Source organism: Actinoplanes sp. HUAS TT8, from assembly GCF_051380535.1.
GTDB lineage: Bacteria > Actinomycetota > Actinomycetes > Mycobacteriales > Micromonosporaceae > Actinoplanes.
The window spans coordinates 10,503,027-10,524,668 of the sequence record NZ_CP195646.1; the positions used below are offsets into that span (position 1 = coordinate 10,503,027).

Here is a 21,642-nt window from a genome sequence, read left to right on the forward strand (position 1 = left end):
CTCACGCTCCGCTTCGTACGTTCTCGGCGGCCAGCTCGGCCAGCCAGCGCGCCGCGGCCCCGGCACCGTTGCCGAAGCCGATCTCGGCGCAGCGCCGGGCCAGCTGTTCCCGCACCTCGGGCCGGACTGCCTCGGTCAGGACCCGGTCCAGCTCGTCGCTCTCCGGGTCCTCGATGCAGAGCGCCGCCCCGGCCGCGGCCGCGAACCGGGCCCGGCCGAGCTGGTCGTCGAGCGAAGTCGACCGGTTCGGCACGAACACCGCCGGCACCCCGAAGGCGAGCAGCTCATGGAAGGAGTTGTAACCGGACGCGCTGACCACCAGGTCCAATCCGCGCAGATACCGGCTGATCGGGTACACCTTGACCACCTGGGCGCCGGGCACCGGTGGCATCGGCTCGGTCGCGATCATCGACTCGGCCAGCAGCACCTGGAAGCCGGCCCCGCGCAGGTGCGCGGCGATCCGCCCGACCGGCGACGCGATGTCGTTGATGTTCCCGGCGCCGAGCTGCAGCAGCGCGGCCGGGCGGCCCTGGTCGAGCCCGAGCGCGGCCCGGGCCTCCTCCGGCGAGGCCAGGTCGTCCCGGTCCAGCAGCATGATCGGCTCGACCGCGTGCACCCCGGACCGGTCGGCCACGGTCGGGCCCTCGTCGGCCTCGGCCGCGAACTCGCCCGGCTCCAGGATGCCGTCGAACGCCGACCCCTGGGCGATCCACTCGGCGCCGGTGTCCCGCCGCCACATCGGCCGGCGCACCCAGACCCAGGTGACGTCCGGGCGGGCCGCGGCGGCGGCCACGATGCCGTCGTGCGGGACGCTGTCGACCGCCACCACGGCCGGCCGGTGCAGGTCGACCAGGTGTTCCAGGCGCGACTGGAGGAAACCGGACCAGCGCTGCTTGGCCATCCCGAGCACGGTCCGGGACGGCAGGTACTCGGTGAGGAAACCCTCCTGGTGGGCGACCGAGGCGCCGTACGACTGGGTCGCGATCACCGCCGGATGTGTCGGCGGCAGCCGGCGCCCGATCGCCATCAGCCGGGACAGGTGGCCCAGGCCGGCGCCGTTGTCACTGAGCATCAGCACCGGGCGGGGGCGGGGGGCCGGGTCGCCGTGCCGGGCCGATCCGGGCGCCCGGTGCGCGGCCGTCCGGGCCCCGGCCCCGCGAGCGGCCAGCCGGGCCAGGTGCGACGCGGTGCCGTAGCGGCCCGCGGCGAACTCCCGGGCCCGAGCGGCCACCTCCCGGTAGCGCTCGGGATCGGCCCACAGGCCGCGGACCAGCGGTTCCACGCCGGCCGGGGTCGAGTAGAGCGCGGCGTCGCCGAAGATCGGCCGGAAGTGCTCGCCGATGATCGCCGGCACCCCGGCCGCCATCGCCTCCAGGATCGTCCGGCCGAACGCCTCGACCAGGTCCGGGTCGTGGAAGTAGACGAAGAAGTCGATCGTGCGCAGGAAGTCCACCGGCTCCTCGCCGCCGAACGGGATCACGTCCCAGTTGGCCGGGCGCCGCCCGAGCAGCCGGGTCGCGATGTCGCCACCGCCCAGCACCCGGACCCGCAGGTCGGCCCGCTCCGGATAGGCCAGCAGCAGCTCGTCCGGGGTGCGCGGCCACTTCACCGGATCGGCCCGCCCGTGCCGGCCGATCACCGGTACGTCGCCGCGCCGGCGCTCGCCCGGCCACCACTCGGCCACGTCGATGATCTCGTGCCAGTCGTCCTCGGCCAGACCGGGCAGCTGCCCACGGATCTGCGGGCTGATCGGCGCCCACTCGATCGTCGGGCCGAAGTACAGCTCGACCCGGTCCCGGACCTCGTCGAAGTCGTAGTACCGCTTCGGGTCGGCGGCGTCGCCCGGCGCCTGGTTGATCACCATGACGGTGTGGTCGGCCCGGACCCGGGGGACCACGGCCAGATCCTCGGTGAAGATCCGCGGCTGCCGGATCACCAGCAGACGGGCCTGGGTGGTCGCGTCCGGCGCGGCCAGCTCGGCCAGCCCGTCCCGGAGCAGCTCGGCGATGCGCGGGCTGAACGGCAGCCCGTCCCGGTTGTGCGGCGACGGCACGTGCACCAGAACCGTGCGAAGCCCGGCCTCGGCCTGGGCGCGCACCTCGGCGGCGATCGCCGCGGAGTTGCCGCCCGGATAGCGGAAGTCCGAGAGAATCGCCACGTCATGGACGGTCGCGGTCATGATCGTGCACTCCCGTTCCTCAGGTTTACCCTCGTTACGCAACGACCCGCGGGGTGATCACGTCACGCCGGGCGGTGGCCGGGCGTTGGGCAGACCATGCGCACGCACACCCTTCCCGGCCCGTACGGATCCGCCCTGCTCGAACGGCATCTACGCACGCTGCGCCGAGCCGGTCCGGACGGCCCGGCGACGGCCGCGCTGCGGACCCGGTCGGCCGACGCACGCGCCGTCCTGGCCCACGCCGGCGACGACCCGTGGGCGATCGGCGAACTGGCCCGGGTGATCGCCGGCCAGGACCTCGAACCGGAGGACCGGGCCGACGGGCTGGCGCTGCTGGACGACCTGCTGCGCACACGCGGACCGGCCGCGGTCGCGCCCGAGCACCAGGGGCTGCACGCGCAACTCGCGTTCGCCGTGGGCCGGGCCGCCGACCTGCTCGAACGGTATCCGCGAGTCCCGGCGCAGATCCGGGAGGCGCTCGGGGTGGACCTGGCCGAGCCGTCCGACTGGCTGTCCCGTTTCAACGCCCTGCTGCCGGGGCCGGGGCTGACCGTCGCCGGCGGGACCGGACCACGGTTCGAGCGGATCGTGCCTGGTGCCGCCGGGCCGGTGGACGGGCCGCTGGTGACGACGATCGTCACGACCTACCGGCCCGGCCCGGCGCTGCTCGTGACCGTCCGCTCGCTGCTGGCGCAGAGCTGGACGGCCCAGGAGATCCTGATCGTCGACGACGGATCCGGGGACTCCGAGGTGCTGGACGAGGTGTCCGGGCTGGACTCGCGGATCCGGGTGCTGCGACTGCCGGTCAACGGCGGGACCTACCTGGCCCGCAACGCCGGGCTGGACGCCGCGACCGGCGAGTTCGTGACCTTTCAGGACTCCGACGACTGGTCGCATCCGCTGCGACTGGAACGCCAGGTCACACCGTTGCTGGCCGAGTCCGCGCTGTTCGCCACGACGTCGGCCGGGATGCGCGTGACCGGGGATCTCGTGGTGACCCGGCCCGGGTTCCCGCGGCACCGGTCGTACAACCTGTCGTCGCTGATGGTCCGCCGGGCCGTGGCCCTGTCGAAGCTGGGCTACCTCGACACCGTCCGCAAGGGCGCCGACGCCGAGTACGTGGAACGCGCCCGCGCGGTCTTCGGCCGCCCCGCCGTGCGACACCTGCCGGCCGAAACACTGGCGCTGATCCGGCTCTCCGGCGGGTCGCTGTCCAGCACCGACATGGCCGCCGGGTGGATGCATCCGGCCCGGCACGCGTACCTGTCGGCGTTCCAGGCCTGGCACACGCGGGTGGCGGCCGGGCGGGAGAGCGCCTACCGCCCGCGCCACCCCACGCATCGGGTGTTCGCGGCGCCGCAGCTGCTCACCGAGCCCGCGTCGCTGGCCTTCGACCTGATCCTCGCCGGGGACTTCACGGTCCCGGAGAGCGCCGGCCCGATCCGCGCGCTGATGGGCCTCGTGCCGTTCGCGATCCTGCACCTGCCGGCGCTCGGCCGGGCCGCCCGCAACCTCGACCCGGACGTCCAGCGCATGATCAACGTGGGCGCGGTCGAGCAGGTCATGATCACCGATCAGGTGCACGCCCGGCTCGTCGTCGTCCGCGGCCCCGAACCGCTCGCTTTCGCGCCCAGCCTGCCCAGCGGGATCCGCGCCGACCGCGTGATCATCGAGGAGGAGGCGCCCTGGGCGACCGACCGGCTGTTCGGGACCACGCCGACGGTCGTCCCGCTGCCGCACACCGTGGATCCGCGCCGGTGGCGGGTGGCCCGCGGCGAACCCTCGGCCGACCGGCCCGTGCTCGGCCGATTCGCCGGCGACGATCTGCGTTCGCTGCGCGCTCTGCTGCGGGATTCCCCCGATTTCGATGTACGGATCATGGACCGTGACGCCTCGGCCCGGACCGCGTTCGGCCGGCGCCCGCCGCTGAGCTGGCTCATCTACCAGGAGGCCGACCTCTCGCCGCGCGGCTTCCTCCACCAGCTCGACTTCTATGTCGGCCTGGACGACCCCACGGCCGACCTGCTCGCCCCGCTGGCCGCCGGATGCGTCCTGCTGCTCCCGCCCGCCCGCGAACCGGAATTCGGCGCCGCGGCCGTCTACTGCACCCCGGACGACCTGCACCAGACGCTGCGCCGCCTGCACCGCAACCCGGCCCGCTGGGCCGCCCACAGCGCCCGCGCCCGCGACTTCGCCCGCCGCCACCACCACGGCCTCTACGCCGACGCCGTCCTCGCCCTCCTGCACCCCACGCCCGTGCCCCACCCCCGCCCCGCCGCCTGACCCAGCCCGCCGGAGTGCGTGACGCGCGTCGCCGCCCGGGCCCCGGCGTCGCTCGCGGGCTCGGCTGGTGCTCAGTGCTGTCTCTTGGCCGTCGACACAGCCCTGAGTGCCAGCCGGGGCCCGGGGGCGCGGCCGGAGCCCTGACCCGGGATCGGCCGGCGGGCCCGCCGCTTGCGCCGGATGGTCGCCGGGCGGCCCGGCACCGGGATCACGTCGCGGCCGTGGACCAGGGGCTCGGGCCTGCGGTTGGGGGGTGGGCCAGGACGTACAAGAGCAGCCGAAGCGGCCCGGACCAGAAGGAACCTGGACCGGGCCGGATGGCCGGGGTGGTTACAGGCGGTGCGCCTCGCGGACCGTGGAGACGCCGCGGGTGTCGAAGAAGCGTTTGGCCAGGCGGGCCAGGTGGTCGACGTCGTATTCGCGGTGGTTCTGGACGAGGATGACCAGGTCGGCCGAGGCGACGGCGCCTTCCAGGTCGTCGGTGCCGGGGAACGACCAGGTCGGTACGTGCGGGTCGTGGTATTTGACGGTGGCGCCGAGGGCGGTGAGCTGGCGGGCCAGCGGGGTGGCCGGGGATTCGCGCTGGTCGGCGATGTTGGCCTTGTAGGTGACGCCGAGCAGGAGAACGTCGGCGCCGCGGACGGCCTGGCCGTCGGCGTTGAGCAGGTTCTGGGCGCGCCGGGCGACGTAGGCCGGCATGGTCGCGTTGATCTCCTGGGCCAGCTCGACGAAGCGGAACGGGTAGCCGAGCTTGCTGCGGACGTTGTGCGACAGGTAGTTCGGGTCGATCGGGATGCAGTGCCCGCCGACGCCCGGCCCGGGATAGAACGCCTGGAAGCCGAACGGCTTGGTCGACGCCGCGTTGATCACGTCCCAGAGGTCGATGTCGAGTTCGTGGCAGAACCGGGCCATCTCGTTGACCAGGGCGATGTTGACGTGCCGGTACGTGTTCTCCAGCAGTTTGGCCGTCTCCGCCTCCCGGGTGCCGCGGGCCCGCACGACCGTCTCGATGAACCGGCCGTAGAACTCGGCCGCCGCGTCCGTGCAGGCCGGGGTGTATCCGCCGACGACCTTGGGGGTGTTGTGGGCGCCGTACTCGGCGTTGCCCGGGTCGATCCGCTCGGGCGAGAACGCCAGGTGGAAGTCGGCCCCCGCGGCCAGCCCGGAGAGCTGCTCCAGCAGCGGCCGGACCACGTCGTCGGTGGTGCCCGGATAGGTGGTCGATTCGAGCACCACGAGCATGCCCGGTCGCAGGTTGCGCCCGACCGAGCCGGTCGCGCCGGTGACCGCGCGCAGGTCCGGCCCGTCGCCCTCGGAGAGCGGGGTGGGCACGCAGATCACCGCGGTCCGGGCCCGGGCGATCTCGGTCTCGTCGGCGGTCGGGCGGAAACCGTCGGCGACCATCGCGGCGACGTCGGCGTCGCTCAGGTCGTCCACGTGCGAACGGCCGTCGGCCAGGGCTTTGACCACGGTCTCGTCGACGTCGAAGCCGAGCACCGACAGGCCGGCCCGGGTCGCCTGCTGGGCCAGTGGCAGTCCGACGTACCCCAGGCCGAGGATGACCACGTCGTAGCTCAAGGGAATCTCCTTGTGATGGTGGGTGTGATCAGGCGGCGGGGGGTCGCACCGGCGGCGCGGGGTTCGCGCAGCTCGAAGGGGGAGGGAAAGGGCAGGTAGGCCGGCAGGAAGTCGGCCAGCAGGGCCACCTGCTCGGCGAACGCGGCGTCCGGGCTGTCCACGTCGTTGAGGCAGAACGTGTCCGCGTCCCGGTCGCGCAGCAGGCCGGCCAGTTTGAGCGGCGTCCACGGGTCGGCCAGGTCGGCGTACCGGTGGCGGATCGTTCCCGGGACGGCCCGGCCGGACAGGTACGCGTAGTACTGCTGCAGCGAGGAGAGCACCGACACGTCGTCCGGGTGCCGGAACTGATGCCCGGCCGTGCCGCCGACCTCGCCGGCGAAGCGCGCCTCGATCTCGGCCAGCACGCTGCGCCGGGCGGCATGCGGGGTATGCATCATCTTGCGGGTCAGCACCCGCCCGAACGTCTCCCGGATCAGCCGCCGGTTGTTCTTCGCGGCCGCGTCGGCCGGCCGGTCGCCCGGGCCGCGCGGAGCCAGGTCGACGAGCGACGGCGACGGGAAGAACCGGGTCAGCCCGCCGGCCGTGAAGAACAGGTCCGGGGTGACCGGCCGGCCCAGGATCACGTCGTCGTTGAGGTACAGGAAGTGCTCGGCCAGCCCGGGGACGTGGTGCAGCCGGGACTCGACGGCCTGCGAGTTGAACGTCGGCCGCACGCCGGTGTCGCCGAAGATCTCCGCGTGGTCGACGACGGTCAGCCGCGGATGGTCCAGGTCCAGCCAGGCCGGCACCTGATCGTCGGTGACCAGGTGGACGTGCCGGACCCAGGGCGCGAACGCGTGCAGCGCCCGCATCGAGTACCGCAGCTCGTCCCGGCTGGTCCAGCGCGAGTCGTTGGCCGCCTCCCGGTCGATCTCGCGCACCCACGGGTTCTCGGCCAGCGCCCGTTCCCGGCGCCGCCGCCAGTCCGGATCACCGCCGTCGACCCAGGTGTAGACCACGTCGATCGGGAAGTCGATCCGGTCCGGATCGGGCGTCGTGAAAACCTTCCGGGTGCGGTAGGCGGTGGTGTCGCCCGGCTCGCAGAACGCACCGAAGACCGGCTCCGGGGCGGTCGTCACCGGCTCGGACCCGGGGACCCGGACGGCGATCGGATTGGGCCGGGGCGCGACCAGACACGGCCCCTCGGCCCGCCAGAACTCCACCTCGCAGGCGTGCTCGGGGCCGAGCACGAAACCGCCGGCGGGATCGGCGACCGGCCAGCAGATCGACCGCACGCGGCCCTTCGGGCCACTTCGCCCCAGCAATCCGTGGTCCCGCCGGGCGAGGGCCTTCAGGAGGCTGATCACCAGGTCACGATCGGTTTCCCGTACGGCGATGACGGTACCGGCCGGATGCCGGGCGGGCAGGCGGAACCAGTCCACGCCGGCCCGTTCGAGTGCCTCGGTGACCCGGTCCAGGTTGGCCCGGCGGACCGCGGCCGGGCCGGTCGACGTCAACACGCGCGCGGTCAGCCGCCCCCACGCGGTCCGGACCCGGATGACCTGGCCCTCGGCGGCCGGCCGGCCGCGGCGGGGCGCCTCGATCGGCATCAGGGCGCGGGCGATCGGCAGGCGCCGGTCCGGGGCGATCCGGGGCAGGATCCGGCTCCCGGCGGCCCGGGCGATCCGTTGCCGGACCGGCCAGGGCGTGCGCCGCAGAATCCGCCGCAGCGTCACGCCGTCGTCCTTTCGCCGTACCACGCGTGCCTTAACGCGACGGCCGAGACTGAAGTTGCGGTCTATACCCTTACGTGCCGGTATACGGGAGTAGCCGACGGTTGGGCGCTTATCCGGAAAGTGCCACCCTTAGGGGAACGTCTCAGGGGCTCGGCCGATGCGGCCGGTTGCGCGGACGCGGCATGGTGGTAGGCAGTCGAGACCGGGAGGGTCCAGATGGGCAAGGCAGTGATGTTCCTGCTGGCGGTGATCGGTGGCGTGGTCGTGGTGAGCTGGGTGGCCCACGCACTGTTCGGCGCCTTCTTCTACCTGGTGCTGTTCGCCGCGATCGTCGGCGGCGGGCTCTGGCTCTACGGCCGGATCAAGCGCGAACTGGCCCCGGGGACACGGACACAGAGGCGGATCGAGGCGGCGACGAAGACGTACCGGATGCGGAACCGGTGAGCATCGTCAGCTCCAAGTAGGCTTGCGGGCGACGCCATCACTACCGACCAACGGGAAGTCGCACTGTGTTTGACACCCTGAGTGACCGCCTGTCCGGGATCTTCACCAAGCTCCGCGGCAAAGGCAAGCTCACCGATGCCGACATCGACGCCACCGCACGCGAGATCCGCCTCGCGCTGCTGGAGGCCGACGTCGCGTTGCCGGTGGTCAAGGCGTTCATCGCCAACCTGAAGGAACGGGCGCGCGGCGCCGAGGTCTCCCAGGCACTGAACCCGGCCCAGCAGATCATCAAGATCGTCCACGAAGAGCTGATCAACGTGCTCGGTGGCGAGGGGCGGCGACTGGTCTTCGCCAAGCAGCCGCCCACGGTGATCATGCTGGCCGGTCTCCAGGGTGCCGGTAAGACCACGCTGGCCGGAAAGCTGTCCCGCTGGCTCAAGAACCAGGGCCACCAGCCGCTGCTGGTCGCCGCCGACCTGCAGCGGCCCAACGCGGTCAACCAGCTGCAGGTGGTCGGTGGCCGGGCCGGCGTCGACGTCTACGCGCCCGAGCCGGGCAGCGGCGTCGGCGACCCGGTCAAGGTCGCCAAGGACTCCATCGAGGTCGCCAAGCGCACCGCCAAGGACATCGTCATCGTCGACACCGCCGGACGTCTCGGCATCGACGAGGAGATGATGAAGCAGGCCCGGGACATCCGCGACGCGGTCAACCCGGACGAGGTCATCTTCGTCATCGACGCCATGGTCGGTCAGGACGCGGTGCAGACCGCCGAGGCGTTCCGCGACGGCGTCGGCGTCACCGGTGTCGTCCTCTCCAAGCTCGACGGCGACGCCCGCGGTGGTGCCGCGCTCTCCGTCCGGCACGTCACCGGCCAGCCCATCCTGTTCGCCTCCACCGGTGAGAAGCTGGAAGACTTCGACGTCTTCCACCCCGACCGGATGGCCAGCCGGATCCTCGGCATGGGCGACGTTCTGACCCTCATCGAGCAGGCCGAACAGGCCTTCGACGAGGATCAGAAAGAGAAGATGACCAGCAAGCTGCTCGGTGGCGAGCAGTTCACGCTGGAAGACTTCCTGGACCAGCTGATCGCCGTCCGGCGGATGGGCCCGATCGCCAACATCCTCGGCATGATGCCCGGCATGGGCCAGATGAAGGACCAGCTGGCCGAGCTCGACGACAGCCACTTCGACCGGGTCACCGCGATCATCCGCTCGATGACGCCCAAGGAGCGCACCGAGCCGAAAATCATCAACGCGTCCCGCCGGCTGCGCATCGCCAACGGCTCCGGCGTCACCGTGATGGAGGTGAACCAGCTGCTCAACCGCTTCACCGACGCCCAGAAGATGATGAAGCAGATGAGCGGCATGATGGGCCTGCCCGGCGGTCGGCGCAGCGCCACCAAGAGCTCGAAGAACAAGCGCAAGGGCAAGAACAACCGCCCGCGCGGCGGCGGGATGCCGGGTGGGATGCCCGCGGGCTTCCCCGGCGGGATGCCGCAGCTGCCGCCCGGGCTGGACCCGAACGCGCTGGCCGGGGGCGGGATGCCGCCGGGCTTCAAGCTGCCGAAACTCGACTTCAACAAGCTGAACAAGCCGAAGGACGACAAGCGCTGACGCGTCCTTCGCCGGCCTGACCCGGGTTCGCTCGGGTCACGGTTCTGCGGGCCGGACCCGGGTGCGCTGTGCTCACGGCTTTGCCGGCCTGACTGGGTGGGCTGTGCTCACGGCTTTGCCGGCTGGACCCGGGTGCGCTGTGCTCACGGCCTTGCTGGCCCGGCGCCCTTCGGCTGTGGTCACGGCTTTGCTGGCCAGGCACCCTTCCGCTGTGGTCCGGGCTGCGGCCGCCGCTCACTGAATCTTCGAATTCAAGAGCGGCGGGGGTACGGGCAAGGCCCGGCTGGCACTGAGGGCTGTTCCTGGCGTCGTTCTCGACCGTGAGCGCCAGCCGAGTCGCTTCGGCTGGCGCTCACGGCTGTTCCCGGCGCGTTTTCGAGCCGTGAGCACCAGCTGGTCTGCTTCAGCTGGCGCTGACGGCTGTTCCGGGCGCGTTTTCGAGCCGTGAGCACCAGCTGGTCTGCTTCGGCTGGTGCTGGTGGGTGTTTGTGGTGGGGTGGGAGACGGCGGGGCGGCTGATCCGGTAGGACTGTTGTCATGGCGTTGCATGTGCGTGGGACGGTTCTGCCGGACGGTGAGGTCCGGGATCTCTGGCTCGTCGGTGACCGGGTGACGTTCGAACCTGTCGCTGACGCGGAGACGATCAGCGACGGCGGGTGGATCGTGCCGGGGTTGGTCGACGCGCACTGCCACCTCGGGATCGCCTACGGGGCGAAGCCCATCGAGAGCGTCGATCAGGCCCGTGAGCTGGCCGTCATCGACCGGGATGCGGGCGTGCTGGCGTTGCGGGACGCCGGGTCGCCGTTTCCCTATCCGGAGTTGGACGACGAGCCGGGGGTGCCGCGCCTGGCCCGCGCCGGCCGTCACGTCGCGCCGCCCCGGCGCTATCTGCGGGACATCGGCGTCGAGGTGCCCGCCGAGGCGGTCGCCGCGACGGTGACCGAGCAGGCCAAGGCCGGTACGGGCTGGGTCAAGCTGGTCGGTGACTGGATCGACCGTGAGGTCGGCGATCTGGCTCCGAGCTGGGATGCGACGACGATGGCGGCGGCGGTGGACGCGGCGCACGCGGCCGGCGCCCGGGCCGCGGTGCACACGTTCTCCGAGGAGGGCGTGGAGATCATGGTGAGGGCCGGGGTGGACTCGGTGGAGCACGGCACCGGCCTGTCCCTGGAGCTGATCGACGAGATGGCCCGGCGGGGGACCGCCCTGGTGCCCACGATGATCAACATCCGGACGTTCGGGGAGATCGCCGAGAAGGCGCGGGGCAAGTTCGCCGGGTACGCGGATCACATGATCGCCCTGCGGGACAACTTCCCGGATGTGGTGCGGGCCGCGTACGAGGCCGGCGTGCCGATCTTCGTCGGCACCGACGCGGGTGGCGGGATCCGGCACGGGCTGGCCGCCGAGGAGATGCTCTACCTGCACGAGGCCGGCATCCCGGCGGTCGACGTGCTGGCCGCGGCGTCGTGGCGGGCCCGGGAGTGGCTGGGTTTCCCGGGGCTGGTCGAGGGCGGGCTGGCCGACCTGGTGGTCTACGACGCCGACCCGCGCAAGGATCTGCGGGTGGTGCGGGCGCCCCGCCGCATCGTGCTGCGAGGCGCCGTCATCAAGTGATCAGCGGGTGAGCCGCCAGGTGTAGAGCCCTCGGCCGGTCGGGCAGGTGAGCAGGTCGTCGTTCCAGTCGCACCGGCCGGACAGCTCCGGGATCACCCCCAGCGTGACCTTCCTGAAGTCGATGTTGGAGACGCCGCGGACGGTGAACTGCCCGTCCCCGGCGTCCCGGGTCAGCGTGATCGCGTTGCCGTCGTCGGCGAACCCGCCGACCCCGTTGTCGGAGTAGCGGGCCTCGCCGTTCTCGTCGTAGAGCGCCGTCCCCTTGCCGGCCCCGCTGCTGGTCAGGATGTGACCCAGGCGCATCGAGTGGTCGCCGGTCAGCGGCACCGCCGGGGTCGACCGGATCGGCTTCCCGGTCGTCGCGTCGACCATCACCAGATGGGCCTCCTGGCGTTCGCCGTTGTCGTCGAGGTCGTGGTATTCGTACAGGCAAATTCTTTTCTCCCCGCAGGGGAAGTAGTCGTTCCAGTACCACGGCTGCTGCGGTGCGTAGAGGGCTCCGGCCGGGCCGGTGACGACGCGCCGGCCCTGGCCGAGCTCGTCGATGTAGATCGTTCCCTCGTATCCGAGCATCTGATCGGGGTTCGGCCGCCGCTGCGTGGTCGACAGGACCTTGCCGGTGAGGACGTTCCGGATCACCACCCGGCCCCCGGCGCTTATCGAGATCAGACGATCATCGGTGAACGGGAACGCCTTCTCGGACTCCGGCGTGTACAGGACCGAGCTGGCGCCGAACTGGTCCTCGGACGCGTCCGCCTCGGTCCGCATCCCGCTGATCAGCGTCGCGTCGTCGTCGGCCGACCAGAGGACCCGGCCGCTGTCCAGGGCGTACGCGGTGGTCCGCCCGGTCGTCGCGTCCAGCCGGACCAGGGCGTCCCGGTGCAGGACGAGCCGATCGTCGGTGTTGTGCGTCAGCTCCCAGCGGGCCGCGCCGGTGGCCGCGTCGTGGAATTCCATGACCCGGTACTCGCCGTCCTTGATGTCCCCGCCCTCGGGATGCGTGTCGTCGCGGCGCAGCAGGATGACCGTCCTGGCCGTCGCGATCATCCCGATCCAGGCACCATTGACAAGCCAGAGCATTTCTCCGGTACGGGTGTCGACCGCGACCGCCTCGGAGTTCGCGAGACCGATCACCCGGTCGCCGGAGATCCGGGCCGCGCTCCAGTTCTGCCCCGCGGGCACCGGCAGCGGCTCGCCGAGCTGGGCCAGCGCGCGGATCCGGGCCGGGGTGGTGGCGGGCAGGATCGGGTCGGCCTGGCGGTGCTGCCGGATCGAGAGGACCCCGGCCCCGGTCAGGAGCAGCACCACGGCGGCGGCACTGGCCAGCACCGCCCGCTGCCGGACCCGGCGCTGATGACCCCGGAGGCGGGCCTGCGCCGCGGTGCCGATCGGGATGGCGTCGGCCTGCCGGCCCAGTGCGGTGAACAGATCGTCCAGTTCAGTGGACACGGCGAACCCCTTCCTCCGAGCTCAGGACGGCCGCGAGCGCCGTCCGGCCCCGGGACAGCCACGATTTGACGGTGCCCAGCGACGAACCGGTCTCGGTCGCGATCTCGGCGATCGAGCGGTCCAGCAGGTAGTGCAGGGCGAGCGCGCGCCGGTGGGCCTCCGGCAGTTCCCGCATCGCGCGGACCAGCACCACCACGTCCTCCGAGGGCGGTCCGACCGGGGCCGGTGGTGGCTCGGCGGCGGCCCGCGCCCGGCGTACGCCGATCCGGCGCCACCGGTCGGTGGACAGCCGGTTCACGACCAGCCGCAGCCACGCCTCCGGGTCCTCGTACGCGGAGACCTTGCGCCAGCGCTGCCAGGCCCGGGCGTACGCCTCCTGCACCAGGTCCTGCGCCTCGCCGGGATCACCGGTCAGCCCGTACGCGTATCGCAGCAGCCGCCGGGAGGTGTCCCGGTAGAAGCCGTCGAAATCCATCCGTCACCCCGTCCTTCTCCGCAGAGGGACACGGGATGCCCACCCGGCCGGTTGCGCTCGGGCCACGACTACCATGCATCCTCATGGCTCGCGTGCTCACTCCCCGTGCGGAGGACTTCCCCCGCTGGTATCAGGACCTCATCGCCAAGGCGCAACTCGCCGACAACGGCCCGGTGCGCGGCACGATGGTGATCCGGCCGGTCGGCTACGCGATCTGGGAGCGCATGCAGGCCGACATGGACGCGCGGATCAAGGAGCAGGGCGTTCAGAACGCGTACTTCCCGCTCTTCATCCCGGAGAACTACCTGCGCCGCGAGGCCGACCACGTCGAGGGCTTCTCGCCCGAGCTGGCCGTGGTCACCCACGCCGGCGGCAAGGAGCTCGCCGAGCCGCTGGTGGTCCGCCCGACCAGTGAGACCGTGATCGGCGAGTTCATGGCCAAGTGGGTCGACTCGTACCGTGACCTGCCCCTGCTGCTCAACCAGTGGGCCAACGTCGTCCGGTGGGAGCTGCGCCCGCGGACCTTCCTGCGCACCACCGAGTTCCTCTGGCAGGAGGGGCACACCGCGCACGCCACCGAGCAGGATGCGCGGGACCACGCGCGGGAGATCCACAAGCACGTCTACCAGGCGTTCATGGAAGAGATGCTGGCCATCCCGGTGGTGCCCGGCCGCAAGACCAAGGGCGAGCGGTTCGCGGGCGCGACCAACACGATGACCGTCGAGGCCATGATGGGCGACGGCAAAGCGCTGCAGATGGGCACCTCGCACGAGCTCGGGCAGAACTTCGCCAAGGCGTTCGACATCACGTACTCGTCGGCCGACCGCACGGTCGAGCACGCCTGGACCACCTCCTGGGGCACCTCGACGCGCATGGTCGGCGGCCTGATCATGGTGCACGGCGACGACAACGGCCTGCGGCTGCCGCCGCGGCTCGCGCCGATCCAGGTGCAGATCATGGTGGTCAAGGCCGGCGAGGGCGTCGCCGAAGCTGCTGCGCAGCTCCGCGACGATCTAAAAGCTTCGGGTGTACGGGTGAAGCTCGACGACCGGGCGGACATCCCCTTCGGTCGCCGGGCGGTCGACGCCGAACTGCAGGGCATCCCGATCCGCGTCGAGGTCGGCCCGCGTGACCTGGCCAACGGCAACGCGGTCGTGGCCCGCCGGGTCGACGGCTCGAAGTCGCCGATCGCGCTGGCCGAGGTCGCCAACGCCGTGGTCGCCGCGCTCAAGGCCGACCAGCAGCGGCTCTACGACGACGCGCTGGCGTTCCGGGTGGAGCGCACGGTCGACGTGAAGACGCTCGACGAGGCGATCGAGGCGTCGCAGACCGGCTGGGCCCGGGTGCCGTGGTCGGCGATCGGCGAGGCCGGCGAGAAGGTGGCCAACGGCAAGGCCGTCACGGTCCGGTGCCTGACCCGCGAGGACGGCACGATGCCGGAGTCGGACGAGGAGAAGGACCTGATCGCGTACCTCGGCCGTTCCTACTGATCGTGCGATTCGACGAGGGCCGGCCGGTCCTCTACCGGAACTTCTCGGCGGGCCGGCTGGTCAACGTCCGGCCCGGCCGGGTGATCTCCGACGACGACCGCGGGCTGCTGCTCTGGCTGGCCCGCGGCTCGGGCGTGATGATCGAGGTCGCGGCCGACGGCCGTGGGGTGCGCGACATGTCGTTCGCCGAGTGGTCGACACTGCCGCACCGGATGGTCCCGGCCACCTGGTCGGGCCCGGGCATCCTGAAGTTCGTCCCGCCCGGAGTCGACCATTCGGTCTGGTTCTTTCGGGACGCCGAGGGCACCTTCACCAACTGGTACGTGAACCTCGAGGAGCGGGCCGTCCGCTGGGACGACGGCGACATCGCCGGCGTCGACGTGGTGGACCAGGACCTGGACGTGGTCGCCACCCCGGACCGGAAGTGGCGCTGGAAGGACGAGGACGAGTTCGCCGAGCGGCTCGCCCTCCCCGAGCACTACTGGGTGCCGGATCCGGAGGCGGTCTGGGCCGAGGGCCGCCGAGTGATCACGAAGATCGAGGCCGGCGAGTTCCCCTTCGACGGGACCTGGACGGACTTCCGGCCGGACCCGGCCTGGCCCGTCCCGGTGGAGGTTCCGGCCGGCTGGGACCGTCCCGGGGCACGTTGACACCCGGTTGGGATTCCCGGCCTCTCATCTGGCAGAATGGCTTGTTGGTATCCGGCATGTCGTGAGGCGCCCTCTAACCCCTCATCGCTTTGCCAATCCACGAGGCATCGGCCCCACATCCCCACGTGGGTTCCGGTCGGCTCACCCACGCAGTCATCAGGAGCGAATAAACCGTGGCCGTTAAGATCCGGCTCCTGCGGATGGGCAAGATCCGCAACCCGCAGTACCGCATCGTCGTCGCCGACTCGCGCACCAAGCGTGACGGTCGCGCCATCGAGTACATCGGCATCTACCAGCCGAAGGAACACCCCTCGGTGATCGAGGTCAAGTCCGAGCGTGTGCAGTACTGGCTGTCGGTCGGCGCTCAGCCGTCCGAGCCGGTGCAGCGCATCCTGGAGAAGACCGGCGACTGGCAGAAGTTCAAGAACCTGCCGGCCCCGCCGCCGCTGCTGGTCGCGCCGAGCAAGCAGAGCAAGACCGAGGTCTACGAGGCCGAGGCCAAGGCTGCCCTGGGCATCGCCGAGGCGGCCAAGCCGGCCACCACGCCGAAGAAGGCCAAGGCTGAGAAGCCGGCCGCCGAGGCGAAGCCGGCCGAGGCGGCCGAGCCGACCCGCGAGGCTGTCGCCGAGACGGCAGAGGACCCGGCCGGTGCCGGCGCCGACGCGAGCTGACGGGGCGCTCCGGCCGGCGCTGGAGCACCTCGTCAAGGGCATCGTCGACAACCCGGACGACGTCCGGGTTCGTCTGGTCGACTCGCGCCGCGGCAAGCGGCTCGAGGTCCGCGTGCACCCGGAGGACCTGGGAACGGTCATCGGGCGCGGCGGCCGTACGGCCAAGGCGTTGCGTCAGGTGATCGGGTCGATCGGTGGACGCGGCATCCGCGTCGACATCGTCGACGCGTACTGATCGATGCTGCTCGTCGTCGGCCAGATCGGTAAACCGCACGGCATCCGGGGCGAGGTCTCGGTGGTCGTGCGGACCGACGAGCCCGAGGAACGCTTCACCGTCGGGTCGGTGTTCACCACGGAGGTCCCCCGGGACCGCCGGGTGAACGCCGGCCCGGCGGGCACCCCCGTTCCCGGTGCTCGCTTCGAAGTTCCGAAACAACTCACCCTCGAATCGATCCGCTGGCATCAGGGCCGCGGCATCGCGGTGTTCGAGGGCATCCACGACCGCAACGTGGCCGAGGCCATGCGCGGCGTCTACCTCCAGGTGGACAGCGCCGAGCTGACCCCGCCGGACGATCCGGACGAGTTCCACGACCACCAGCTGGTCGGGCTGCGCGTGGAGACCGTGGACGGCGTCGTGCTGGGCACCGTGCAGCGCATCGACCACGCCCCCTCCTCGGATCTGATCGTGCTGGCCAAGTCCGGCGGCGGAACGGCGCTGATCCCGTTCGTCACCGCGATGGTGCCGACGGTCGATCTGGCCGGTGAGCGCGTGATCGTCGACCTCCCCGAAGGACTGCTGGATCTGTGAAGGTCGACATCATCTCGATCTTCCCGGAGTACTTCGCCCCGCTCGACCTCTCGCTGATCGGCAAGGCGCGGACGACCGGGACGCTCGACCTCTCCGTGCACGATCTGCGCAGCTGGACCTATGACGTGCACCGGACGGTGGACGACAGCCCGTACGGTGGCGGCCCCGGCATGGTGATGCGCCCCGAGCCGTGGGGCGAGGCGCTGGACGCGGTCACCACGCCGGAGTCGACGCTGGTGATCCCGTCCCCGGTCGGCAAGCCGTTCACCCAGGCCGACGCGTACGAACTGGCCGCGCTGCCGCACCTGGTCTTCGCGTGCGGGCGGTACGAGGGCATCGACCAGCGGGTGATCGACGAGGCCGCGTCCCGGATGCCGGTGCGCGAGGTCTCGCTCGGCGACTACGTGCTGTTCGGGGGCGAGGTCGCGGTCATCGTGGTGATGGAGGCGATCACCCGGCTGCTGCCCGGGGTGCTGGGCAACGCCGACTCGCTGACCGAGGAGTCGCACGCGGCCGGGCTGCTGGAGGCCCCGGTCTACACCAAGCCGGCGACGTGGCGGGAGCGCGACGTCCCGGACGTGCTGCGGTCGGGTGATCACGGGCGGATCGCCCGCTGGCGCCGTACCGAAAGCCTCTTGAGAACCGCGGCCCGCAGGCCGGATCTCTTTGCTGCCTACCCGCCGGAGTCCTTCGACAAGAAGGACCGCAAGGCTCTGTCCGAGGCCGGATTGGAGCTCCCGCCGCCCGGTGTGGCAAAGTAGGGAGGTTGCCGTCTCGTGCCCACGCCGTGGGGACGGACGAGGGCCCCTTGACGTGGTGAGGGGCCAGAATTACCCATCCGCGTCACCGAACTCACGGTGAGCACTAGTAACGAGGATGCAGCGATGAACACGCTGGACGAGCTCGACGCCCAGTCGCAGCGCACCGACCTCCCGGACTTCCGGGCCGGTGACACGCTCAAGGTGTACGCCCGGGTCGTCGAAGGTAACCGTTCCCGTGTCCAGGTCTTCCAGGGCGTCGTGATCGGCCGCCAGGGCGCCGGCCTCCGGGAGACCTTCAAGGTCCGCAAGATCAGCTTCGGCGTCGGCGTCGAGCGCACCTACCCGATCAACAGCCCGGCGATCGACAAGATCGAGGTCGTCACCCGTGGTGACGTCCGTCGCGCCAAGCTCTACTACCTGCGTGAGCTGCGCGGCAAGAAGGCCAAGATCAAGGAGCTGCGGGAGAAGCAGACCGTCTGAGCCTCTCAGATCCGGCACAGCAGCGAGGGCCTAGGCTGGCGGCTGTGCCGGATGATGAACCATTTCAGTCCTACCGCTCGTAACTTTCCCTAGTCGGGAAACTCGGGCGGTAGTGCTGTATCCGGGGGCGGTCCGGCCGGTAGGCGTCAGGAGATGCGAAGCGTGGATCCGATGGAAGGCTATCGTCCGTCACCTCGTCGGCGGTCGATGCTCAGGCGCAAGGAGATGCCCCTCTGGCAGGAGTTGCCGCTGCTTCTGGTGGTGGCGTTCTGCCTGGCCGTGCTCATCCGCACGTTCCTGGTGCAGGCGTTCTACATCCCCTCCGGGTCGATGCAGAAGACGCTTGAGCTCAAGGACCGGGTGCTGGTCAACAAGGTCGTCTACGACATGCGCGACCCGCTGCGGGGCGAGATCGTGGTCTTCCGCGGCACCGACAACTGGGCGCCCGAGGTCACCGAGCCGGTGAGCAACACGTTCGGGGCGAAACTCGGCCGCACCATCGGTGACCTGGTCGGCGTCAGCCGTCCCGGCGAGCGGGATTTCATCAAACGGGTGATCGGTCTTCCGGGTGACAAGGTCGCCTGTTGTGACGATCAGGGGCGGATCACGGTCAACGGGGTCGGCATCGACGAGCCTTACATCGCCGACGGCTTCAACTCCGACCTGAGTCAGCCGGTGATCGCCGGCCAGTGCACGAGCCGGAAGTTCGCCGAGGTCACCGTTCCGGCCGGGCAGATGTTCGTGATGGGTGATCACCGGGCGGTGTCCCAGGACGCCCGCTGCCAGGGCCCGGTCCCGATCGAGAACGTGATCGGCCGCGCCTTCGTCACCGTCTGGCCGAGCAGCCGATTCACGAGTCACGAGATTCCGGACGTCTGGAAACAGTTCGCCAAGGAGCATCCGACCGCGGCCATCGGGCCTCCCTCGCCCCAGCCGCGCCAGGATCCCCAGGTCGCCGGAAGCATTTTCCCGTTGCTGTTGACCGCCGCGCTATCCGCGCGTTCCACCATGTCGTTCGTGACTCGACGACGTAGGCTCCGAGCGTGATTGACGAGCAGACCGAAAAGCGCCGCGGGTCGTTCTGGCGCGAACTTCCCATCCTGCTGGGCGTGGCGATTCTCGTCGCCGTCCTGGTGCGGGCGTTCGTGTTGCAGACGTTCTACATCCCGTCCCCCTCGATGGAGCACACGCTCAACGTGTGGGACCGGGTGCTCGTCAACAAGCTCGTCTACGACTTCCGGGACCCGAAGCGCGGCGAGATCATCGTCTTCAAGGCACCGACCGAGTGGCAGTCCGGCGCCGAGGGTGAGGACTTCATCAAGCGCGTCATCGGCACCCCCGGTGACCGCGTGATCTGCTGCGACACCCAGAACCGCCTGACCATCAACGGGCACTCGCTGGACGAGCCGTACATCTACACCGACGCGGACGGCAACCGGAACCAGGTGGCCGACGAGAAGTTCGACATCACGGTGCCGGCCGGGCGGCTCTGGGTGATGGGTGACCACCGCGAGGCCTCGGGCGACTCGCTGGAGCACTACGAGCAGAGCACCGCCGCCGACGAGGCCGGCAAGCTGCAGGACGCGACGATCACCATCGACTCGGTGGTCGGCCGGGCCTTCACGATCTTCTGGCCGGCCGGCCGTGCGACCTGGCTGACCGTGCCGGACACGTACGACTCGATCCCGGACGCCGCCGCCCGGTGACGGGGCGGTTCGGAAGATCGATCCCGGGCGCTTAGGCTGGTTGCGTGACCGAGTCGAACCAGCCCGCCATCGCGCGCCGTGCCGGCCGGGTGCTCCTGGTCGATCGGGCCGGTCGCGCCCTGCTCCTGCACGGCGGCGATCCGGCCCGGCCGGGGATGCGCTGGTGGTTCACTCCGGGTGGCGGGCTGGAGCCGGGCGAGAGCACGGTTCAGGCGGCCGCCCGCGAGCTGTTCGAGGAGGCCGGGCTGCACGTCGACCCGGCCGAGCTGGGCACCTCGATCCGGCACGAGCAGACCGAGTTCTCCTACAACGGCCGTGACTACGTCCAGACGCAGGACTTCTTCCTGCTCCGGGTGGCCGACTGGCAGGTCGACACGGCCGGCATGGACGAGGAGGAGCGGCTCACCATCATCGAGCACCGGTGGTGGTCGGCGGCCGAGATCGAGTCCAGCGACGAGCTGATCTATCCGGAGGACCTGGCCGCGCTGCTGCGGTCACAGTTGGCCTCGGCCGAGACGGCCGCGGTCGACGGCGTACGGGAAGAGGGTCTTTGATGTTGGCCCCTCCTCGCACCGTGGTCCGCCGGGAAGCCGGACTCTACGCCCTGGAACAGGCACTTCAGCGGCGCGGCTTCGAACACGTGGCCGGGGCCGACGAGGCCGGCCGGGGCGCGTGCGCCGGCCCGCTGGTCGCCGCCGCGGCGATCCTGCCCGCGGGCAAGCGCGGCGAGGTGCCCGGGCTGGCCGACTCGAAACTGCTCACCGCGGCCGCCCGCGAGCGGGTGTATGCCGAGGTCGTCGACCGGGCGCTGGCCTGGTCCGTGATGATCATCCCGCCGGCCGAGGTGGACGCCCGGGGCCTGCACGTCTGCAACCTGGCGGCGATGCGGCGGGCGCTGGCCTCGCTGACCGTCCGCCCGGAGTATGTGTTGACCGACGGTTTCCCGGTCGACGGGCTGGGCGTGCCCGGCCTGGCGGTGTGGAAGGGTGACCGGGTCGCGGCCTGCGTCGCGGCGGCCAGTGTCCTGGCCAAGGTCACCCGGGATCGGCTGATGGTGGAGTTGCACGATCAGTTCCCGGAATACGGCTTCGCCGTACACAAAGGTTATATAACGGACGAGCACAGCGCCGCGCTGCTCCGGCACGGACCGTGCGTCGAGCACCGGTTCTCGTATGTGAACGTGGCCGCGGCCTCGGGCCGGGGAAATGTGCCGCCACGAGCGCGCCGCCCGGTGTCCACGCCGGCGCCCGTGCCGTCCCTGTTCGACGCATCCGTTACCGAGCCGCTGCTGCTTCCGGGCGCGGCTGAGGGTACCGTCGGCGTGGCGTCGGGCGAGCAGCCTCAGCCGTCGCCGTCGGTGGGGGAAGATGAGGCCATGGAGGGCGAGACACGATGAGCGCAGAGGATCTCGAGAAGTACGAGACCGAGATGGAGCTGCAGCTCTACCGGGAGTACCGCGACATCGTCCGCCAGTTCTCCTACGTCGTGGAGACCGAGCGCCGGTTCTACCTGGCCAACCAGGTGGATCTGCACGTGCGCAACTCCGACGGCGAGGTGTATTTCGAGGTCGAGATGCACGACGCCTGGGTCTGGGACATGTATCGTCCGGCCCGGTTCGTCAAGAACGTGCGGGTGATGACGTTCAAGGACGTGAACGTCGAAGAGCTGGAGAAACCGGACATCTCCCTGCCGGATGAGCCCGGCTTCGGCGGCTGACGGAGTTATC

Annotated in this window: 21 protein-coding genes; 16 read left to right on the plus strand and 5 right to left on the minus strand. The window is 70.9% G+C overall.

Annotated features, from left to right (window positions below; genetic code table 11):
• Window position 1 precedes the first annotated feature (1 nt).
• Window positions 2–2,179 (minus strand): glycosyltransferase, encoded by a 2,178-nt coding sequence (locus tag ACSHV8_RS46955; protein WP_436526974.1) that lies wholly within the window; start codon window positions 2,177–2,179, stop codon window positions 2–4.
• 96 nt (window positions 2,180–2,275) lie between these two features.
• Between ACSHV8_RS46955 and ACSHV8_RS46960 the strand changes: the two genes are divergently transcribed.
• Window positions 2,276–4,462, plus strand: a complete 2,187-nt coding sequence (locus tag ACSHV8_RS46960; RefSeq protein ID WP_436526975.1) for a glycosyltransferase — start codon at window positions 2,276–2,278, stop codon at window positions 4,460–4,462.
• Window positions 4,463–4,792: 330 nt separating this feature from the next.
• On the opposite strand, the gene ACSHV8_RS46965 is transcribed toward ACSHV8_RS46960, so the two are convergent.
• Entirely contained in the window at window positions 4,793–6,040 is a 1,248-nt protein-coding gene (locus ACSHV8_RS46965; RefSeq protein WP_436526976.1) for a nucleotide sugar dehydrogenase, read from the minus strand.
• Window positions 6,037–7,755: a stealth family protein gene (locus ACSHV8_RS46970; RefSeq protein WP_436526977.1), complete on the minus strand. Its 1,719-nt coding sequence runs from the start codon at window positions 7,753–7,755 to the stop codon at window positions 6,037–6,039. The genes ACSHV8_RS46965 and ACSHV8_RS46970 overlap by 4 nt, the downstream gene beginning before the upstream one ends.
• A 216-nt stretch (window positions 7,756–7,971) precedes the next feature.
• On the opposite strand from ACSHV8_RS46970, the gene ACSHV8_RS46975 reads away from it, so the two are divergent.
• The 3 genes from ACSHV8_RS46975 (at window position 7,972) to ACSHV8_RS46985 (ending at window position 11,426) form a co-directional block, all read left to right on the plus strand.
• The gene (locus ACSHV8_RS46975; protein ID WP_436526978.1) at window positions 7,972–8,199 is read left to right on the plus strand and encodes a hypothetical protein; all 228 of its coding nucleotides are present in this window, start codon (window positions 7,972–7,974) and stop codon (window positions 8,197–8,199) included.
• A gap of 65 nt (window positions 8,200–8,264) precedes the next feature.
• Entirely contained in the window at window positions 8,265–9,812 is a 1,548-nt protein-coding gene (ffh, locus tag ACSHV8_RS46980) for a signal recognition particle protein (protein WP_436526979.1), read from the plus strand.
• Window positions 9,813–10,349: 537 nt separating this feature from the next.
• The gene (locus ACSHV8_RS46985) at window positions 10,350–11,426 is read left to right on the plus strand and encodes an amidohydrolase family protein (RefSeq protein WP_436526980.1); all 1,077 of its coding nucleotides are present in this window, start codon (window positions 10,350–10,352) and stop codon (window positions 11,424–11,426) included.
• Here the strand turns inward: ACSHV8_RS46985 and ACSHV8_RS46990 are convergent, their stop codons facing one another.
• Both ACSHV8_RS46990 and ACSHV8_RS46995 read right to left on the minus strand, forming a co-directional pair.
• On the minus strand, window positions 11,427–12,875 hold the full coding sequence (locus tag ACSHV8_RS46990) for a hypothetical protein (RefSeq protein ID WP_436526981.1): 1,449 nt from the start codon (window positions 12,873–12,875) through the stop codon (window positions 11,427–11,429).
• Window positions 12,865–13,350 (minus strand): SigE family RNA polymerase sigma factor, encoded by a 486-nt coding sequence (locus tag ACSHV8_RS46995; protein ID WP_436526982.1) that lies wholly within the window; start codon window positions 13,348–13,350, stop codon window positions 12,865–12,867. The genes ACSHV8_RS46990 and ACSHV8_RS46995 overlap by 11 nt, the downstream gene beginning before the upstream one ends.
• Before the next feature lie 83 nt (window positions 13,351–13,433).
• On the opposite strand from ACSHV8_RS46995, the gene proS reads away from it, so the two are divergent.
• The 12 genes from proS to ACSHV8_RS47055 all read left to right on the plus strand — a co-directional run bounded on the left by proS (window position 13,434) and on the right by ACSHV8_RS47055 (window position 21,632).
• On the plus strand, window positions 13,434–14,840 hold the full coding sequence (proS, locus tag ACSHV8_RS47000; RefSeq protein ID WP_436526983.1) for a proline--tRNA ligase: 1,407 nt from the start codon (window positions 13,434–13,436) through the stop codon (window positions 14,838–14,840).
• Between the two features lie 2 nt (window positions 14,841–14,842).
• Window positions 14,843–15,490 (plus strand): DUF402 domain-containing protein, encoded by a 648-nt coding sequence (locus ACSHV8_RS47005; protein WP_436526984.1) that lies wholly within the window; start codon window positions 14,843–14,845, stop codon window positions 15,488–15,490.
• 173 nt (window positions 15,491–15,663) lie between these two features.
• Window positions 15,664–16,161, plus strand: coding sequence for a 30S ribosomal protein S16 (rpsP, locus tag ACSHV8_RS47010; RefSeq protein WP_436526985.1), 498 nt, complete (start codon window positions 15,664–15,666; stop codon window positions 16,159–16,161).
• The gene (locus ACSHV8_RS47015; RefSeq protein WP_014447131.1) at window positions 16,139–16,396 is read left to right on the plus strand and encodes an RNA-binding protein; all 258 of its coding nucleotides are present in this window, start codon (window positions 16,139–16,141) and stop codon (window positions 16,394–16,396) included. Before rpsP ends, ACSHV8_RS47015 begins: the two co-directional genes overlap by 23 nt.
• Window positions 16,397–16,402: 6 nt before the next feature.
• Window positions 16,403–16,969: a ribosome maturation factor RimM gene (gene rimM, locus ACSHV8_RS47020; RefSeq protein WP_436537281.1), complete on the plus strand. Its 567-nt coding sequence runs from the start codon at window positions 16,403–16,405 to the stop codon at window positions 16,967–16,969.
• On the plus strand, window positions 16,966–17,730 hold the full coding sequence (trmD, locus tag ACSHV8_RS47025; protein ID WP_436526986.1) for a tRNA (guanosine(37)-N1)-methyltransferase TrmD: 765 nt from the start codon (window positions 16,966–16,968) through the stop codon (window positions 17,728–17,730). The genes rimM and trmD overlap by 4 nt, the downstream gene beginning before the upstream one ends.
• 123 nt (window positions 17,731–17,853) lie before the next feature.
• The gene (gene rplS / locus ACSHV8_RS47030) at window positions 17,854–18,210 is read left to right on the plus strand and encodes a 50S ribosomal protein L19 (RefSeq protein ID WP_436526987.1); all 357 of its coding nucleotides are present in this window, start codon (window positions 17,854–17,856) and stop codon (window positions 18,208–18,210) included.
• Window positions 18,211–18,363: 153 nt separating this feature from the next.
• Window positions 18,364–19,257, plus strand: coding sequence for a signal peptidase I (gene lepB, locus ACSHV8_RS47035; protein WP_436526988.1), 894 nt, complete (start codon window positions 18,364–18,366; stop codon window positions 19,255–19,257).
• On the plus strand, window positions 19,254–19,916 hold the full coding sequence (gene lepB, locus ACSHV8_RS47040) for a signal peptidase I (protein ID WP_436526989.1): 663 nt from the start codon (window positions 19,254–19,256) through the stop codon (window positions 19,914–19,916). Before lepB (ACSHV8_RS47035) ends, lepB (ACSHV8_RS47040) begins: the two co-directional genes overlap by 4 nt.
• 44 nt (window positions 19,917–19,960) lie before the next feature.
• Complete coding sequence (locus ACSHV8_RS47045; RefSeq protein ID WP_436526990.1) at window positions 19,961–20,470, plus strand: NUDIX hydrolase; 510 nt, start codon at window positions 19,961–19,963, stop codon at window positions 20,468–20,470.
• Complete coding sequence (locus ACSHV8_RS47050; RefSeq protein ID WP_436526991.1) at window positions 20,470–21,312, plus strand: ribonuclease HII; 843 nt, start codon at window positions 20,470–20,472, stop codon at window positions 21,310–21,312. The genes ACSHV8_RS47045 and ACSHV8_RS47050 overlap by 1 nt, the downstream gene beginning before the upstream one ends.
• Window positions 21,309–21,632 (plus strand): DUF2469 domain-containing protein, encoded by a 324-nt coding sequence (locus ACSHV8_RS47055; RefSeq protein ID WP_067505225.1) that lies wholly within the window; start codon window positions 21,309–21,311, stop codon window positions 21,630–21,632. The genes ACSHV8_RS47050 and ACSHV8_RS47055 overlap by 4 nt, the downstream gene beginning before the upstream one ends.
• Window positions 21,633–21,642 lie beyond the last annotated feature (10 nt).

Excerpts from the sequence above, each read along its gene's own strand:
- ACSHV8_RS46955 (WP_436526974.1), bottom strand. The coding sequence starts at position 2,179 with ATGACCGCGACCGTCCATGACGTGGCGATTCTCTCGGACTTCCGCTAT.
- ACSHV8_RS46960 (WP_436526975.1), top strand. The coding sequence starts at position 2,276 with ATGCGCACGCACACCCTTCCCGGCCCGTACGGATCCGCCCTGCTCGAA.
- ACSHV8_RS46975 (WP_436526978.1), top strand. The coding sequence starts at position 7,972 with ATGGGCAAGGCAGTGATGTTCCTGCTGGCGGTGATCGGTGGCGTGGTC.
- ACSHV8_RS46985 (WP_436526980.1), top strand. The coding sequence starts at position 10,350 with ATGGCGTTGCATGTGCGTGGGACGGTTCTGCCGGACGGTGAGGTCCGG.
- ACSHV8_RS46995 (WP_436526982.1), bottom strand. The coding sequence starts at position 13,350 with ATGGATTTCGACGGCTTCTACCGGGACACCTCCCGGCGGCTGCTGCGA.
- proS (WP_436526983.1), top strand. The coding sequence starts at position 13,434 with ATGGCTCGCGTGCTCACTCCCCGTGCGGAGGACTTCCCCCGCTGGTAT.
- rplS (WP_436526987.1), top strand. The coding sequence starts at position 17,854 with ATGAACACGCTGGACGAGCTCGACGCCCAGTCGCAGCGCACCGACCTC.
- lepB (WP_436526988.1), top strand. The coding sequence starts at position 18,364 with ATGCGAAGCGTGGATCCGATGGAAGGCTATCGTCCGTCACCTCGTCGG.
- ACSHV8_RS47050 (WP_436526991.1), top strand. The coding sequence starts at position 20,470 with ATGTTGGCCCCTCCTCGCACCGTGGTCCGCCGGGAAGCCGGACTCTAC.
- ACSHV8_RS47055 (WP_067505225.1), top strand. The coding sequence starts at position 21,309 with ATGAGCGCAGAGGATCTCGAGAAGTACGAGACCGAGATGGAGCTGCAG.